The sequence below is a fragment of the Mesorhizobium sp. YC-39 genome (assembly GCF_025753795.1).
GTDB lineage: Bacteria > Pseudomonadota > Alphaproteobacteria > Rhizobiales > Rhizobiaceae > Mesorhizobium.
Window position 1 is genome coordinate 767,669 of record NZ_JAOWPS010000003.1, and the last position, 14,715, is coordinate 782,383.

At 63.7% G+C, this 14,715-nt stretch carries 16 protein-coding genes, 3 tRNA genes and 1 pseudogene; 10 read left to right on the forward strand and 10 right to left on the reverse strand.

Going from position 1 to position 14,715, the window contains the following annotated elements; genetic code table 11:
• Window positions 1-450 precede the first annotated feature (450 nt).
• The 4 genes from cyoA to cyoD are packed head-to-tail and all read left to right on the forward strand — an operon-like array spanning window position 451 to window position 4,506.
• Complete coding sequence (cyoA, locus tag OHD62_RS20540) at window positions 451-1,404, forward strand: ubiquinol oxidase subunit II (protein ID WP_263785852.1); 954 nt, start codon at window positions 451-453, stop codon at window positions 1,402-1,404.
• Window positions 1,405-1,406: 2 nt separating this feature from the next.
• On the forward strand, window positions 1,407-3,410 hold the full coding sequence (gene cyoB, locus OHD62_RS20545) for a cytochrome o ubiquinol oxidase subunit I (RefSeq protein ID WP_263786829.1): 2,004 nt from the start codon (window positions 1,407-1,409) through the stop codon (window positions 3,408-3,410).
• Window positions 3,407-4,099: a cytochrome (ubi)quinol oxidase subunit III gene (locus OHD62_RS20550; protein ID WP_263785854.1), complete on the forward strand. Its 693-nt coding sequence runs from the start codon at window positions 3,407-3,409 to the stop codon at window positions 4,097-4,099. Before cyoB ends, OHD62_RS20550 begins: the two co-directional genes overlap by 4 nt.
• Complete coding sequence (gene cyoD, locus OHD62_RS20555) at window positions 4,096-4,506, forward strand: cytochrome o ubiquinol oxidase subunit IV (protein WP_263785856.1); 411 nt, start codon at window positions 4,096-4,098, stop codon at window positions 4,504-4,506. Before OHD62_RS20550 ends, cyoD begins: the two co-directional genes overlap by 4 nt.
• A gap of 6 nt (window positions 4,507-4,512) precedes the next feature.
• Here cyoD and OHD62_RS20560 read toward each other — a convergent pair whose 3' ends face one another.
• A complete protein-coding gene (locus OHD62_RS20560) occupies window positions 4,513-5,739 on the reverse strand; it encodes an anion transporter (RefSeq protein ID WP_263785857.1) in 1,227 nt (408 codons plus the stop codon).
• 224 nt (window positions 5,740-5,963) lie between these two features.
• Window positions 5,964-6,042: transfer RNA gene (locus OHD62_RS20565), tRNA-Gln, on the reverse strand.
• A 99-nt stretch (window positions 6,043-6,141) separates the two neighbouring features.
• Between OHD62_RS20565 and OHD62_RS20570 the strand changes: the two genes are divergently transcribed.
• Window positions 6,142-6,474, forward strand: a complete 333-nt coding sequence (locus OHD62_RS20570) for a hypothetical protein (protein ID WP_263785859.1) — start codon at window positions 6,142-6,144, stop codon at window positions 6,472-6,474.
• 136 nt (window positions 6,475-6,610) lie between these two features.
• Here OHD62_RS20570 and OHD62_RS20575 read toward each other — a convergent pair.
• Both OHD62_RS20575 and OHD62_RS20580 read right to left on the reverse strand, forming a co-directional pair.
• Window positions 6,611-6,687 (reverse strand) — tRNA-Arg (locus OHD62_RS20575).
• Window positions 6,688-6,749: 62 nt separating this feature from the next.
• Window positions 6,750-7,055: an ETC complex I subunit gene (locus OHD62_RS20580; protein ID WP_263785862.1), complete on the reverse strand. Its 306-nt coding sequence runs from the start codon at window positions 7,053-7,055 to the stop codon at window positions 6,750-6,752.
• 251 nt (window positions 7,056-7,306) lie between these two features.
• Here OHD62_RS20580 and OHD62_RS20585 point away from each other — a divergent pair.
• Window positions 7,307-7,383 (forward strand) — tRNA-Pro (locus tag OHD62_RS20585).
• Window positions 7,384-7,615: 232 nt separating this feature from the next.
• Here the strand turns inward: OHD62_RS20585 and hdaA are convergent.
• Genes hdaA through OHD62_RS20600 form a run of 3 tightly spaced genes read right to left on the reverse strand, consistent with a single transcriptional unit; the run spans window position 7,616 to window position 10,042 of the window.
• Entirely contained in the window at window positions 7,616-8,320 is a 705-nt protein-coding gene (gene hdaA, locus OHD62_RS20590) for a DnaA regulatory inactivator HdaA (protein WP_263785863.1), read from the reverse strand.
• Window positions 8,321-8,325: 5 nt separating this feature from the next.
• Window positions 8,326-9,513, reverse strand: coding sequence for an AI-2E family transporter (locus OHD62_RS20595; protein WP_263785865.1), 1,188 nt, complete (start codon window positions 9,511-9,513; stop codon window positions 8,326-8,328).
• On the reverse strand, window positions 9,485-10,042 hold the full coding sequence (locus tag OHD62_RS20600; protein ID WP_263785867.1) for a CDP-alcohol phosphatidyltransferase family protein: 558 nt from the start codon (window positions 10,040-10,042) through the stop codon (window positions 9,485-9,487). Before OHD62_RS20600 ends, OHD62_RS20595 begins: the two co-directional genes overlap by 29 nt.
• Before the next feature lie 184 nt (window positions 10,043-10,226).
• Between OHD62_RS20600 and OHD62_RS20605 the strand changes: the two genes are divergently transcribed.
• The 4 genes from OHD62_RS20605 to OHD62_RS20620 all read left to right on the forward strand — a co-directional run bounded on the left by OHD62_RS20605 (window position 10,227) and on the right by OHD62_RS20620 (window position 13,059).
• On the forward strand, window positions 10,227-10,643 hold the full coding sequence (locus tag OHD62_RS20605) for a hypothetical protein (RefSeq protein ID WP_263785869.1): 417 nt from the start codon (window positions 10,227-10,229) through the stop codon (window positions 10,641-10,643).
• 85 nt (window positions 10,644-10,728) lie between these two features.
• Window positions 10,729-11,811, forward strand: coding sequence for a phosphoribosylformylglycinamidine cyclo-ligase (gene purM / locus OHD62_RS20610; protein WP_263785871.1), 1,083 nt, complete (start codon window positions 10,729-10,731; stop codon window positions 11,809-11,811).
• On the forward strand, window positions 11,808-12,518 hold the full coding sequence (gene purN, locus OHD62_RS20615) for a phosphoribosylglycinamide formyltransferase (RefSeq protein ID WP_263785873.1): 711 nt from the start codon (window positions 11,808-11,810) through the stop codon (window positions 12,516-12,518). Before purM ends, purN begins: the two co-directional genes overlap by 4 nt.
• Before the next feature lie 16 nt (window positions 12,519-12,534).
• Entirely contained in the window at window positions 12,535-13,059 is a 525-nt protein-coding gene (locus OHD62_RS20620; protein WP_263785875.1) for a SixA phosphatase family protein, read from the forward strand.
• Window positions 13,060-13,219: 160 nt separating this feature from the next.
• On the opposite strand, the pseudogene OHD62_RS20625 reads toward OHD62_RS20620, so the two are convergent.
• The 3 genes and pseudogenes from OHD62_RS20625 to dapB form a co-directional block, all read right to left on the reverse strand.
• Window positions 13,220-13,312 (reverse strand): annotated as a pseudogene (locus tag OHD62_RS20625) (DUF680 domain-containing protein); the annotation flags it as partial.
• A 27-nt stretch (window positions 13,313-13,339) separates the two neighbouring features.
• Window positions 13,340-13,576, reverse strand: coding sequence for a DUF680 domain-containing protein (locus OHD62_RS20630; RefSeq protein WP_263785877.1), 237 nt, complete (start codon window positions 13,574-13,576; stop codon window positions 13,340-13,342).
• 365 nt (window positions 13,577-13,941) lie between these two features.
• Entirely contained in the window at window positions 13,942-14,709 is a 768-nt protein-coding gene (gene dapB / locus OHD62_RS20635) for a 4-hydroxy-tetrahydrodipicolinate reductase (RefSeq protein WP_263785879.1), read from the reverse strand.
• Window positions 14,710-14,715 lie beyond the last annotated feature (6 nt).

Here is a 14,715-nt window from a genome sequence, read left to right on the forward strand (position 1 = left end):
CGAACGTGGCCATGACGGAGGCGCTCCCCTGGCCGCTCGTCTTCGCCTGTTGCTGGACAAAGTCCTCGCAATGCGCGAGCATGCAAGGCCTTCGAGCAAGAGCGGTCATTGATGCCTTCGCCATGGCGGATGCGATATCCGAAATCGACTGTGGCCTTGGTGGCGTGGATGGGCGGGCTCGGCGCAGACGGGTAGTTTTAGCGCCTAGGCTGGAAAATTTCAGGGGTAAGCGGAATCCCTGGTGAAAGCGCCTTGTTCAGGCCAGACAGGCGCCCTATCTGTCGCCGGCCGTCGGGCAAGAGACGGCCTTTGCGGAACAGTTATGTGCCCTGTTCAGCAGTTGGATGGTGCCACAGCAGTGCCTCAAGGTCTGCATCTGGGAGACGTCAGATGAAAGATGCCGAAGAACGCGCCCGCGACCTCTTCAAGATCGCATGACGGATGCCAGTGTTGCCCTGTAAATCCAGGCCGGCACGCTCGTTTTTCTGGGTGCTTGCGGCTGCAAGCCTGTCCGGCTGCGCGGGCGGGGTGCTTGATCCGCAAGGCCCGATCGGTGCAGGCAACCGCACGATCCTGCTCAACTCGCTGGCCGTGATGCTGGTCATCGTCATTCCAACGCTGGTGGCGCTGCTTGCCTTTGCCTGGAGGTTCCGCGCCTCCAACAGCAAGGCCCGCTACGACCCGGAATTCACCTATTCCGGCCGCATCGAGCTGATCGTCTGGTCGATCCCCACGCTCACCATCCTCTTTCTTGGCGGCCTGATCTATTACGGATCCTATCATCTCGATCCGCGCAGGCCGATCGCCTCCAGCCAGCCGCCCCTCGAGATCCAGGTGGTGGCGCTCGACTGGAAGTGGCTGTTCCTCTACCCGGAGCAGGGCGTCGGAACGGTCAACCAGCTGGTCATCCCGGCCGGCGTGCCGGTGCATTTCAAGCTGACTTCGGCCAGCGTGATGAACACGTTCTTCGTGCCCCAGCTCGGCAGCATGATCTATGTCATGAACGGCATGCAGACCGAACTGCATCTGCAGGCCGACCGCGAGGGCGATTATTTCGGCCAGTCGGCGCATTTCAGCGGCGACGGTTTTTCGGACATGAATTTCCGCGTGCGGGCGGTCTCGGCCGACGCCTTCTCCAGCTGGATCTCGACCGTGCGTGGCGGTGGTGGCGTGCTGAACGCCAGCGCCTATCGCGACCTTGCCCGGCAGAGCATCAAAGTGCCACCGGCGTCGTTCGGCCATGTGCAGCCCGGCCTGTTCGAGGCGGTGGTGCGCCAGACGCTGCCGCCGGGTCCGGGTCCGACTGAGACCGCCGCCGGCGAGCCGCATGTAAGCCTGAAAGCGCAACCGGCGGCGGGCGCGCCAGCCATGGCCCACCAGCCGCAGTCTGAAGAGGGAGAATGACGATGCTCGGCAAGCTCGACTGGTCGGCCATTCCCTTCGATCAGCCCATCCCGCTCGGCGCCGCACTCATCGTCTTCCTGGCGGCCGCCGCGGTACTGGGCTGGATAACGGTGAAGGGATACTGGCCCTATCTCTGGCACGAGTGGATAACGTCCGTCGACCACAAGCGCATCGGCGTGATGTATATCGTGCTGGCGATGCTGATGCTGCTGCGCGGTTTCGTCGACGCCATTATGATGCGCACCCAGCAAGTGCTGGCCATTCACGGGCCGGGCTATCTGCCGCCGGAGCATTACGACCAGATCTTTTCGGCTCACGGCACGATCATGATCTTCTTCGCGGCGATGCCCTTCGTGATCGGGCTGATGAATTTCGTCGTGCCGCTGCAGCTCGGCATCCGCGATGTCGCCTTCCCGACGCTCAATTCGGTCAGCTTCTGGCTGACGGCGACCGGCGCCCTTTTGGTCAACATCTCGCTCGTCGTCGGCGAGTTCGCGCGCACCGGCTGGCTGCCCTACGCTCCGCTGTCGGAGACGACCTATTCGCCGGGCGTCGGCGTCGACTACTATCTATGGTCGATCCAGATCTCCGGCGTCGGCACGCTGCTGACCGGCGTCAACCTGGTGACGACCATTCTCAAGATGCGCGCACCGGGCATGGGGTACCTGCGCATGCCGATGTTCTGCTGGACCTCGCTTGCCTCCAACCTGCTCATCGTCGCGGCGTTCCCGATCCTGACCGCGACGCTCGCCATGCTGACGCTCGACCGCTATCTCGGCTTCCACTTCTTCACCAACGAAGCCGGCGGCAACCAGATGATGTTCGTGAACCTCATCTGGGCGTGGGGTCATCCGGAGGTCTATATCCTCGTGCTCCCCGCTTTCGGGCTGTATTCCGAAATCTTCTCGACCTTCTCCTCGAAGCCACTGTTCGGTTACCGCTCTATGGTGGCGGCGACGTTGTTCATCTGCGTCGTCTCCTTCATGGTCTGGCTGCACCACTTCTTCACCATGGGCGCGGGAGCCGACGTCAACGCGGCCTTCGGCATCGCCACCTCGGTCATCGCCGTCGGCACCGGCGTCAAGGTCTACAACTGGCTCTTCACCATGTATGGCGGGCGCGTCCGTTTCGACACGCCGATGCTGTGGGCGCTGGGCTTCGTGACCACCTTCACCATCGGCGGCATGACGGGCGTTCTGCTCGCCGTCCCGCCGGCCGACTTCATGCTGCACAATTCGCTCTTCCTGGTCGCGCATTTCCACAACGTCATCATCTCGGGCGTGCTGTTCGGCGCCTTCGCCGGCTTCACCTACTGGTTCCCCAAGGCCTTCGGCTTCCGGCTGCATGAGGGCTGGGGAAAGGCGGCGTTCTGGTTCACCCTTGCCGGCTACATGCTGGTCTTCGTGCCGCTCTACATCGTCGGCCTCTTGGGCATGACGCGCCGGCTCCAGCACATCGACATGGACATGTGGGCGCCGTATCTAGTCGTGGCGGCGTTCGGCATATTGGTGATGATCGTCGGCGCGGCATGCCAGATTACCCAACTTGTCGTCTCGATCCGGCGCCGCGACGAGCTGCGCGACGAGACGGGCGACCCCTGGGACGGACGTTCGCTGGAATGGTCGACCTCCTCCCCGCCGCCTGTCTTCAACTATGCGCGGCTGCCGCAGGTCGAGAACGAGGAGCCCTACTGGACTATCAAGCAGCGGGCTCTCGAGGAGCAGAGCCCGGACGACGAAGAGAGCTACGAGCCGATCGAGATGCCTCGAAACAGCCCGACAGGCTTCGTCACCGCCTTCTTCAGCACGCTGGTCGGCTTCGCGCTGATCTGGCACATCTGGTGGCTGGCGATCGTCGGCTTCATCGGCGCCTACGCCACCTTCGTCGTCTTCGCCTGGCGAGACCATGGCGACTATGAGATCCCCGCGGACGAGGTCGCGCGCATCGACGGCGACCGCAAGGCGGCGCAGCTTGCCTGGCTGCGCAGACGGGAGCGCGTGGCATGAGCGACGCGACGGGCGCCTTTACCAGCGACATCGCCGCCGGCGGCGCGACGCGCGATGTGTATCGGCCGGGCCATGGCCACGGAAGCGCGCATGGCTGGGCGACCGGCCACGGCCAGGGTGGCCCGGCCTCGAAATTCGTCACCGTGGCCTACGGCTTCTGGATCTTCCTGTTGTCCGACATCATCATGTTCTCGGCCTTCTTCGCCGCTTACGCCGTGCTCGCCAGGGCGACGGCCGGCGGACCGACCGGCAGGGAGCTGTTCGACCTTACGCGCGTTGCGGTGCAGACCGGGCTTCTGCTTACCTCGAGCTTCACCGGGGGGCTCGCGACGCTCGCGATCCACCGCCGTTCGATGGCGGGCACCCAGTTCTGGCTTCTCGTCACCGGCCTGCTCGGAGCGGCCTTCCTGTTCCTGGAGGTGCAGGAATTCGCGGCGATGGCCGCCGAGCAGGCCGGCCCCTCGCGCAGCGCCTTCCTGTCCGCCTTCTTCGCTCTCGTCGGCTGCCACGGCACCCATGTCAGCCTTGGCCTGCTCTGGCTCGGCACCATGATGGCGCAGCTTTGGGTCAAGGGCTTCCGGCCGGAAATATTGCGGCGGCTGCACTGCTTCGGCCTGTTCTGGCACGCGCTCGACATCATCTGGGTCGCCATCTTCACCCTGGTCTATCTGCTCGGAGCATCGCCATGACCGACATCGACAGCCGGATCGACGAAGACCTCGATCGCCGCGATTCGGCGCCGGGAGAGGAGACCATCACCGAGCACGAGCCGGCGGGAGGGCTTACGGGCTACCTGCTCGGCTTCGGCCTGGCGATCCTTTTGACCATCGCATCCTTCCTCGCGGCGCAAACCGACCTCATCTACCAGCCGGCGGTGATCTCGGCCCTGGTGGTGCTGGCGATAGCGCAGATGGGCGTGCACCTCGTGTTCTTCCTCCATTTGACCACGGGATCGGACAACACCAACAACGTGCTGGCGCTCGCCTTCGGCGTGCTGATCGTCGCGCTGGTCGTTCTGGGGTCGATATGGATCATGGGTCATCTCAACCAGAACATGGCTCCGATGAGCGCTCATCAGGCGGAGATGATGCCTTAGCGACAATCAAGGCATCGAGGCCAGCCACGCCGTCCCGGCCAGCAGCGTCACCAGCGTCAGCGGCAGGCCGACCTTGAAGAAGGCGCCGAAGGAGAGCTGCGTGCCTGCCGCCCGCGCCTGCTCGGCGACGATCAGATTGGCGACGGAACCGAGCAGCGTGAAATTGCCGGCCAATGTCGAGCTCATGGCCACCACCAGCCAGGCGCGCTCGGGGTTTTCCAGGCCGGGAATGAACGGACGCAGCGCCAGCACCGCCGGAACATTGCTCATGATGTTGGACAGCACCGCGGTGAAGCCGGACAGCCGCCAGACATCACCCAGCCCGAGGTCTTTTGCCGAGGCGATGATGTCGGGCGTGAGCAGCGTCTTCTCGGCGCCGGCAACGACGATGAACAGGCCGGCGAACATGAACAGCAGCGGCCCATCGATCTCGCGATAGATGCGCGACGGCTTGATGGCGCGGGTGACCAGAAGGATGGCGCCACCGATCAATGCCGCCTTGGCGACCGGAACCCCAGCAAAGAAGGCGATCGCCAGTCCGATGCAGACGACCACGGCTTTCAGCACCTGACCCGGCAGCATGCGGCCGCGATAGACTTCGAGGCTGAGCTCGGTCTGGCGCGCGAATTCGGCCCGGTAGACGATGCGCACGATGGCGATGACGGCGACAAGGCCGAACAGAGCCACCGGTGCAAGCGCCGCCGAAAAGGCCGGATAGGAAATTCCCGACAGCGCACCGATGACCATGTTCTGCGGGTTGCCGGTGATGGTGGCGACGCTGCCGCAATTCGACGCGGTGGCAGTGGCGATCAGGTAGGGAACCGGGTTGCGGTTGATGACGCGGGTGACATGGACGACGATCGGCGCCATGACCAGGCAGATCGCGTCGTTGACCAGGAAGGCGGACAAGACACCGGTCAGCACCGTCACCATGATCAGCAGCATGAAAGGCGCATGCGCATGCTCGATGGCAATGGCGCCGAGCGCGCGAAAGGCTCCGGAGACCTTCAGATGCGCGACCACGATCATCATGCCGAGCAGCAGCGTGATGGTGTCGAAACTGATGGCGCGGTAGGCGTCCTCCATGCCGAGCGCGCCGATGGCGATCATCGTAGCACCCCCGAGCAGCGCAATGCCTGCCCGGTCGAGGCGCAGCCCGGGGATCCTGCCGATGGCGACGCCGGCATAGGTCAGGATCAGGATCAGCAGTGCCGCCGCGCCCATCAGTGTCATTCGCAGAAAAGCCCCATTCAGATCGGCCCGGACCCGCCATTGGTGAATACGGTCCACCCCTCTTCGACTGCGGACAGGAATGAACGCAAGCACATGAGGTGTCCGCGACGCCGGCGAATCCTGCCCGCCAACCGGACGATTAGCGATATCCGAAAAAAGACAGGCTTTGCCAGCCTTTCCGATGCAAACTGGAACACATGTGTCCAGAATGGACCGTTCGGAAGTGGCGCACCCGACAGGATTCGAACCTGTGACCTCTGCCTTCAGAGGGCAGCGCTCTATCCAGCTGGGCTACGGGACCGCTGCACCGACCGCTGGATTATCAGCCATTGCCGAGCTGCGGATAGAAATGCGGGCGCGTCTTCCTTCGTTTGCATGCTTCGGCGATATTAGCGATGGTGCATGTATCTGAAGCCGGAGCCCCCCACCCCCAACCGGCGAGGCCCGGTGCCGAAATCTGTCCGCACCGGAGCGGGCACCGGGCCGCTGCCCTCGCCCTTGCCAACGGTCGTGATGCCAGCACCAAGTCAATTTCTTGACGCCGAAGATAGGGCACTCTGCCAACGGGTGGCCGATCAAGTAACCGCCGATGCAAAATGGTACAGCACATCAATCGACAAGCATGTTCTAGCTTCGACCATACTGAGCCTCTTTCAGCATGGCGTCGTCAACGAAGCGAATTTGCTCGCACATGTTCGCGCGCGTCGCCACGACTTCACAAAGCAAACCGGCTAGGGCCACTGATTGGCCCGCCATGGGCGCCGCGCGCATAAGCTGAAGCATCTGCGAAATTGTCGAAGCTCTTGACCTGAATGTGGCGTCCCGCAAAAGCGCCGCTTTCGTGTGGGTCCACATAAACCATTGAAAAAATTGGCGATCCCGACAGGATTCGAACCTGTGACCATCGGCTTAGAAGGCCGGTGCTCTATCCAGCTGAGCTACGGGACCGCTGCGCCGACCCCAGGGGCCAGCTGAAATTATGCGCTGGAATCAACTCCCGGCGTTGCCGGTCAATGCGTCCAGGGCGTCCTGCGGTCATAGCGAAAATTCTCCGCATAGGAAATCTGCCGGCGCTTGGTTTCCTTCGGCTCCTCGACGCGGAAGGCCAGCCCCTCCTTTTCCGCGTAGGCGACCGCTTCTTCCCTGGTGTCGAAGGTAAGCCTGATCTGGCTGCGCATGTCGCCCGACGTGGTGTAACCCATCAGCGGATCGATCTTCTTGCGCTGCTCTGGATCGAATTCGAGCACCCAATGGCCGGTCTTGGCCTTGCCGGATTGCATCGCGGTTTTGGCTGGGCTGAAAATGCGCGCGGACATGGCCACCTCGTTCTAACGTGCAAGCGGCACCGCCGCCACCAGAGCGCCGCGCGTCCTTTGGACGCGCAAAGGACGCTCTGGCACTTTTGAATCGACGCATGATCCTTTCCGAAACCCGATTTCGGGTTTCGGGGTCATGCGTAAGCCCCGTCATTACTGCGCAATGCTGCCTGCGGCAAGGTGGATGGTTTTTGTGTCGACGGTTTTTGGACTTGCGTTGCCGGGCCGAAATCACTAGGCAACAGACCGTTCGGAGTGTAGCGCAGCCTGGTAGCGCATCTGGTTTGGGACCAGAGGGTCGGGAGTTCGAATCTCTCCACTCCGACCATCCAATCTCGAATGTCCCCGGAATCGAACTGTCTGAAGGCAAGCTCGCCGGGCGAGGACCCCAACCGCCTCCCACTCCCGGCGAGCCTACTACCTGATCAGGAACGCGATCAGGACCGGGATTAGCCGGCAAGCTGGTATTGCAAGACGAATGCCAGTTATATTTTCCCAAAATGGGACAGCAGCTGCTGGCCCTTTTTCTCTCCCAGGGAAGAAGAGGGTTCTTCCGCCACCTAAATATCTAACTCGGCCTGCCCCTCATCCATGGCGCTGACGGTCTCGGCGGCGAGCGCGCGGGTGATCGGCGTCTTGCGTTCGAGTGCGGTGCGGTCGAGCCGTTCGACGACCCGCATGGCGGTCGCCAGCGAGCGCTCGATGCGGCGCACCAGATATTGCACGACATGCGGCTCGACCTCGACCTGGCGGTCGGCGAACAGCTTGGTGATGACGCCGGCCAGCAAAAGATCGTCGGGTTCGTCGATCTCGATTGTCGCCGCCGCCTTCAGCCGCGAGACAAGGTCGGGCAGCCGGACACCCCAGGCGGATGGGAAGCGCCGCGCGGTCAACAGCAGGGTCGAATGGGCGCCGCGCACCGCATTGATCAGATGGAACAGCCCCTCTTCATCGACGGGGCGGGCATCGACATCATCGATCAGAGCCGGGCGAGCGCCGAGCTCGGCGATGCAGCCGCCGATGCGGCCGGCATCGACCGTCACCGCGCCGGCACGAGCCTGCCAGATGGAGACCAGATGCGTCTTGCCCGAGCCGGCAGGTCCGGCCAGCACCACCACCGGCGAGGGCCAGTCCGGCCAGCGGTCGACCAGCGCCACCGCCTGGCTGTTGGTGCCGGAGACGACGAGATCATCGCGCGAATAGCCGGTGCCGTGGCCGAGATCGAGCGGCAACTGGCGTGGCGGATCGCTCTTGTTGTCGGTCATCCCTGTCAGCCGCGCGGCGCCCCCCTGCGGCGGCTGGGCGGCAGCGGCGGAACAGGCTCGGTGCTGCGCCCCTTGTAGAGCGGCGATTCGAGATAACGGGCAATCGCAAAGCGCACCAGAACGGCGACCGCCGCAGAAGCCGGCACCGCGATCAGCAGGCCGACAAAGCCGAACAATGCGCCAAAGGCAAATAGCGCAAACATCAGCCACACCGGATGCAGGCCGACGCTTTTGCCGACCAGCCGCGGCTGCAGGATGTTGCCCTCGATGAACTGGCCGACGAAGAACACGCCGGCCACCGCCGCCACCATAGTCCAGTCGGGCCAGAACTGGACGAAGGCGACGCCAACGGCCAGCACCAGCCCGGTCAGCGAGCCGACATAGGGGATGAAGGAGATCAGCCCGGCAAACAGGCCGATGAGGATGGCGAAATTCAGTCCGGTCAGCGTCAGTCCGGTGGCGTACATGGCACCCAGCACCAGGCAGAGCGTGCCCTGGCCGCGCACGAAACCAGCGGTCGCGGTGTTGATGTCGTTGGCGATCGTCCTGACCGTCTTGACATAGTCACGCGGCACCCAGCTGTCGACGATTGCCACCATGCGGTCCCAGTCGAGCAGCATGTAGAAGGCGACGACAGGCGTGACCACGAACAGGCTGACCACCGACACCAGCGCCACGCCGGAGCTCCAGATCGACGTGAACACCGTCGTCAGCAGGCCGAAACCGGAGGTGAGCAAGGAGTTCAGCCCATCGCGCAGGCTATTGGCGTCGACGCCGAATCTCTGCTCCAGCCATTGCGGATCGAAGCTGGTGATCAGCGACTGCAGCCGGGTCAGATATTCCGGCAACTTGCTGGCGAAATCGGCCATCTGCGAGGCCAGCACCGGAACCAGGATGACGAAAGCCAGCACCAGAACGACGATGAAGGCAATAAGGATGACCACCGTTGCCATGAGGCGCGACAGGCCGAGCCGCTGCAGCCGGTCGGCGACCGGATCCAGGAAATAGGCCAGCACCATGCCGGCGACGAACGGCAACAGGATGCCGCTGAAGACATAGAGGAACAGCGCCAGCAGGACGGCGGTCGCCAGCCAGAAGAAGATCTGCCGGCGCAATACGGCAGACGCCGCATAGTCGGCCGCCGCCGCCGCGGCGGCTTCCTCGTCAGGTGCCCGGTGTGGAGCCTTCGCCATAGCCGCTCATATGCCTCAGCCAAGCCACGAGATAGGCCGCGGCCGAAGCTACGGTCAAGACCCCGGACAGGATTATGAGCGCCGGCCTCAGCGGGTCGAGCTGAATGCCGAAGGCGAGCTCGCCCAGCACCACGGCCGCCAGCACGATCTGGATGGCGGTGTTGGCCTTCGACACGAACAGCGGCTTCATCTCGACCGGATGGCTCATGACGCTGGACAACAGCACGGCGAAAACGATCAACGCGTCGCGCGACACCATCATCACCACCAGCCACAGCGGCAGTTCGCCGATGAAGCCCATGACGACGAACACCGAGACCAGAAGCAATTTGTCGGCCATCGGGTCGAGATAGGCGCCGAGCTGCGACTGCTGGTTGAAATGGCGGGCAATGAAGCCGTCGACGCCGTCGGAAATGCCGGCGATGAGAAAGCCGGCAAAGGCCCAGTCCCAGCGCATGTTCAGCATCGCCAGCACCACGGCCGGCACCAGCACCAAGCGCATGATCGTGATCAGGTTGGGGATGGTCAAGGCGATGTCCCGTCGCTTTTATTGGCTGATACATGATGGAGATGGCGGGTGGGCGCAAGAACCAAGAGCGAAAGGCAAGCTGCCCATGGTTTTGCCTAGCCGGGAAAAGTAGGTATTTTCCAGCAGTGCTCGGGCATTGTTTGGTCGCAGCAATCCGGCATGGGAGAACAAAGCGAAGATGAGGATGGCACAAAGAATCACCATTATCCTGCGTGTCACGCTCTGCTATCTGGCCGGAGTGATCGAAAGTCTGCTGACTTTCGCACTTTTCGCATCATTCGCAACTCCCCAGCGCTACGCCGCCTTGACTGACCATTTGGCCGGTTTCGCTCTTGTGCTGGCCGCTGGCCTTCTGGTGTCTTGGCCCCTCTGGTTGACGGCCGTCGTCGTGGCCTTTGTTTTCGCGCGGTCAGTTGCCGCGAGGCCGGGTCTTTGGACGGCGGCGGCAACCTTGATCGTCGCCGGTTTCTCGTATGGGGCCCTGCCGTTTGATGGAGAAATCAGATCGGTGGCGACCGTCGGTACCCTCGCCGCCGCGCTGGCAGGCATTTCTTTCTACTGCTGGAGTGTATCGAGCCCGGTTCGCCCAGTTTCCAACTGAAACACCAGCATCGCCTGCTTGCCTTGCGGGGCAAAACCGTTCATGCGAAGAGCCCGCAGGGAACAGCGATGGGCAAGCGCAACAGATGAGCAAAGCGCCAGACATGAACAAGCGCAAGAACGGGCTCACCTATGCCGAGGCGGGCGTCGATATCGACGCCGGCAATCTGATGGTCGAGAAGATCAAGCCGCTGGTGCGCGCGACGCGCCGGCCCGGCGCCGATGGCGAGATCGGCGGCTTCGGCGGCCTGTTCGACCTCAAGGCGGCCGGCTTCACCGACCCGGTGCTGGTCGCCGCCAATGACGGCGTCGGCACCAAGCTGAAGATCGCCATCGATGCCGGCAAGCATGACACGATCGGCATCGACCTCGTCGCCATGTGCGTCAACGACATTGTCGTGCAGGGCGCCGAGCCGCTGTTCTTCCTCGACTATTTCGCCACCGGCAAGCTCGACCCCGACCAGGGCGCTGCGATCGTCGGCGGCATTGCCGCAGGTTGCCGGCAGGCCGGCTGCGCGCTGATCGGCGGCGAGACGGCCGAGATGCCGGGCATGTATCACGGCAAGGACTATGACCTTGCCGGTTTCGCCGTGGGCGCGGCCGAACGCGGCCAGCTTCTGCCCACGGACGACATCGTCGAGGGCGACGTGCTCCTGGGCCTAGCCTCGTCGGGCCTGCATTCGAACGGCTTTTCGCTGGTCCGCCGCATCGTTGCCACCAGCGGCCTTTCATGGAGCGATCCAGCACCCTTTAATGACGAGGCGACATTGGCGGAAGCGCTGCTCGAGCCGACCCGCATCTATGTCAAGTCGATCCTCAAGGCGATCCGCAACACGCATGGCATCAAGGCGCTGGCTCACATCACCGGCGGCGGCTTTCCCGAGAATATCCCACGCGTCCTGCCGAAGGATTTTTCGGCTGAACTCGACCTCAACGCGATCGAGGTGCCGCCGGTGTTCTCTTGGCTGGCGAAGACCGGCGGCGTGGCACCTGAAGAGATGATGCGCACTTTCAACTGCGGCGTCGGCATGATCCTCGCCGTTGCCTCCGGCCAGGCGGCGCAGGTCGCCGCCGTCCTGCAGGAGGCCGGCGAGACGGTAACGCCGATCGGCCGCATCGTACCGCGCCGCGACGCCGGCGTGATCTATCGGGGCTCGATCGACCTATGAACGCGCGCAAACGCACCGTGGTGCTGATTTCGGGACGTGGTTCCAACATGACCGCGCTGATCGCTGCCGCCAGCGATCCGGCCTATCCGGCCGAGATCGTCGGCGTCATTTCCGACCGGGCCAATGCGGCCGGCCTCGGCATCGCCGCGGCGCGCGGCATTCCCACCAAGGTGATTTCGCGATCCGACTATGCCAGCAAGGAAGCGCATGACGGCGCGATCGATGCCGCGCTGGCCGCCTTCGGCGCCGAGATCGTCGCGCTGGCCGGCTACATGCGCATCCTCGGCGCGCGCTTCGTCGAGAAGTGGCAGGGGCGGATGGTCAACATCCACCCTGCCCTGCTGCCGGCCTTCAAGGGGCTGGACACGCATGCGCGCGCGTTGCGCGCCGGCATGCGCATCCATGGCTGCACGGTGCATTTCGTGACGCTGGACATGGATGACGGCCCGATCATTGCCCAGGCGGCGGTGCCGGTGATGGTGGGCGACAATGAGGATACGCTGGCAGCGCGCGTGCTCAAGGCCGAGCACCGGCTGTATGCGCTGGCGCTAGGCCTGGTCGCCGAGGGCAAAGCGCGCATGGAAGGCGGCCGCACGGTGCTTGCGCATTTCGCCGACGATGCCGACAACGGCACGTCGGTGGTGATGGCGCCCGACCCGCTGCGCGAGGAGACCGACCTGGAACATCTGGCGCGCATCACGCCCTGAGCAGATGGAGGCCGGCATGGCGACAACGAAGCAACTTCTGCTCCTGCGCCACGCCAAGTCGAGCTGGGATGATCCGGCACTTGCCGATTTCGACCGGCCGCTCGGCCCGCGCGGGCTGAAGGCGGCGCCGCTGGTTGGACGCGCGCTGGCCAAGCGCGGCTGGTTGCCGGACCTGGCGCTGGTGTCGCCAGCGCTGCGCACGCGCGACACATGGCGGCTGGTTTCGGCGGAATGGAAGGCGAAAACGCCAGCCGAATTCGTCCTGGCGCTCTACGAGGCCACGGCTGCCGATATCCTCGCCAAGGTGCGGCAGGCAGATGCTGCCGCCGGCACCCTTCTGGTGGTCGGCCATAATCCCGGGCTGGAGGAGTTTGCGCGCCGGCTTGCGGGCGTTGGATCGGATGCCACGGCGCTGAGGAAACTCGAGGAAAAATTCCCGACCGCAGCGCTTGCCCGTTTCGTCGTCGACAGCAACTGGGCCGGCCTCGCTTTTGGCGCTGCCCGGCTGACGCATTGCCTGCGGGCGAAGGAGCTGGGTTGAATTCGCTTCGGCCGGCCGCAATTTGAAAAGCTCATACAGAACAATGAATTGGCTCAGGCTGCTGCCGATCTGATTCAAGTTCCGCCCGCTATAGCTGGCCCACGAAGACAGAGCGGCGGGACAAGCCCGCCACTTTGAGGTCTCGAGAACCGGTGACCGTTCACCGGTTGCCGAACAGGTCGCGGTCGCTGCCCTGGGTCACAGGCTTCTGGACAGTCGTATCCGACTTCTTGATCGAAGCGGTGAACGAGTTGTCGACCTTGGGTAATCAGGTCCGCGCTTAGCGGCCCCAGATGCCCCGGCCGGATTCCGGCTGGACGACATCGGACGTCGACTTGGCACCGTTGTGCTCGACCGGCTTGCGGATCGAAGCCGTGTACGAATTGTCGATGTTGGCAGGCGCGGTAACAGCGGCAGCCGGCTGGTTGACGTTATCCGAACCATAGTGGTCGCTGCCAGCGAAAGCGCTACCCGTGGCAACGAGGATGACGGCGGCGGTAAGAGCGATCTTGGTCATTTCAATTACTCCAGTATTCTTATGTTCTGTCCGTCTAGTGGCGTACCTTGGGAGGAATTCGCGTCGCTCGGACCACCCCGAGATGGGTCGGCAGTGCTGAAGTTTCCAGTCACGAAGTTGTGCCTGAAAACCTCCAGAACGGCGCTTGAAATCCGGCGAGGAGCTCCTCCGCCACAATCTTTCCATGCAATATCAGATGGCTAGGAGAACATTCCCGGCGCTGACGCCAAAATTTACCAAGCCGGCGTTCACAGCCTGTTGCACAGTGCGTCAACATAAATCGAACCGAACGGTTCGGTTTCATGTCAAATCATTACCGATGGGGAGGATCTGCGAAGCGCGGATGACTCGGCAGGGCTTATTGTTCAGCCAAACCCCAGCACATCGCGCATATCGTATTCACCAGGCCGACGCCCGGCTACCCACAACGCGGCGGCGATGGCGCCGCGCGCGAACATCGAGCGGTCCTGCGCCGCATGCGCGAGCGTCACGATCTCACTTTCGGCGCAGAAGGAGACACTGTGCTCGCCGACAATGCCGCCGCCGCGCAGCACCGCAAAGCCGATCTCGCCTTGCGGGCGGGCGCCGGTGATACCATCGCGCCTTGTGACTGCGTCCAGTTCGACGCCGCGTCCCCTGGCGGCGGCCTCGCCCAGCATCAGCGCCGTGCCGGACGGCGCATCGACTTTGTGACGATGGTGCGCCTCCAAGATTTCGATATCGCAGTCGCCGGGGCCAAGTACCCTCGCCGCTTGCTCGACCAGGCCGACCAGCATGTTGAGGCCGAGCGAATAACTGCCGGCGCGCACGATAGCGATCGTTTTCGACGCAGTTGCGATGGTGGCAAGCGCGGCGGCGTCGAAGCCGGTCGAGCCGATGACCAGCGCCGGACCGCCACGCGCGGCGCAGCTCTGCGCCAACGCAGCCGAGGCGGCAGGCGTGGTGAAGTCGATAACCACATCGGCGGCAGCCAGCGCCTCGTCTCGGCTGACCAGTCCGTCGCCGGCAACATCGGGCCGATGGAAGCAGGCGGCAAGCGTCAGCCGCCGGTCGGCCTCGACGGCCTCGATCATCTGCCGGCCCATGCGGCCGCGAGCGCCTGCGATGGCGATCCTGATCGGCGGTTGGTACAAGGCAGG

Excerpts from the sequence above, each read along its gene's own strand:
- hdaA (WP_263785863.1), bottom strand. The coding sequence starts at position 8,320 with ATGACCGACAACAAGAGCGATCCGCCACGCCAGTTGCCGCTCGATCTC.
- cyoD (WP_263785856.1), top strand. The coding sequence starts at position 4,096 with ATGACCGACATCGACAGCCGGATCGACGAAGACCTCGATCGCCGCGAT.
- purN (WP_263785873.1), top strand. The coding sequence starts at position 11,808 with ATGAACGCGCGCAAACGCACCGTGGTGCTGATTTCGGGACGTGGTTCC.
- OHD62_RS20630 (WP_263785877.1), bottom strand. The coding sequence starts at position 13,576 with ATGACCAAGATCGCTCTTACCGCCGCCGTCATCCTCGTTGCCACGGGT.
- OHD62_RS20605 (WP_263785869.1), top strand. The coding sequence starts at position 10,227 with ATGGCACAAAGAATCACCATTATCCTGCGTGTCACGCTCTGCTATCTG.
- OHD62_RS20620 (WP_263785875.1), top strand. The coding sequence starts at position 12,535 with ATGGCGACAACGAAGCAACTTCTGCTCCTGCGCCACGCCAAGTCGAGC.
- OHD62_RS20595 (WP_263785865.1), bottom strand. The coding sequence starts at position 9,513 with ATGGCGAAGGCTCCACACCGGGCACCTGACGAGGAAGCCGCCGCGGCG.
- OHD62_RS20560 (WP_263785857.1), bottom strand. The coding sequence starts at position 5,739 with ATGACACTGATGGGCGCGGCGGCACTGCTGATCCTGATCCTGACCTAT.
- cyoB (WP_263786829.1), top strand. The coding sequence starts at position 1,407 with ATGCTCGGCAAGCTCGACTGGTCGGCCATTCCCTTCGATCAGCCCATC.
- OHD62_RS20550 (WP_263785854.1), top strand. The coding sequence starts at position 3,407 with ATGAGCGACGCGACGGGCGCCTTTACCAGCGACATCGCCGCCGGCGGC.
- OHD62_RS20580 (WP_263785862.1), bottom strand. The coding sequence starts at position 7,055 with ATGTCCGCGCGCATTTTCAGCCCAGCCAAAACCGCGATGCAATCCGGC.
- OHD62_RS20570 (WP_263785859.1), top strand. The coding sequence starts at position 6,142 with ATGTATCTGAAGCCGGAGCCCCCCACCCCCAACCGGCGAGGCCCGGTG.
- purM (WP_263785871.1), top strand. The coding sequence starts at position 10,729 with ATGAGCAAAGCGCCAGACATGAACAAGCGCAAGAACGGGCTCACCTAT.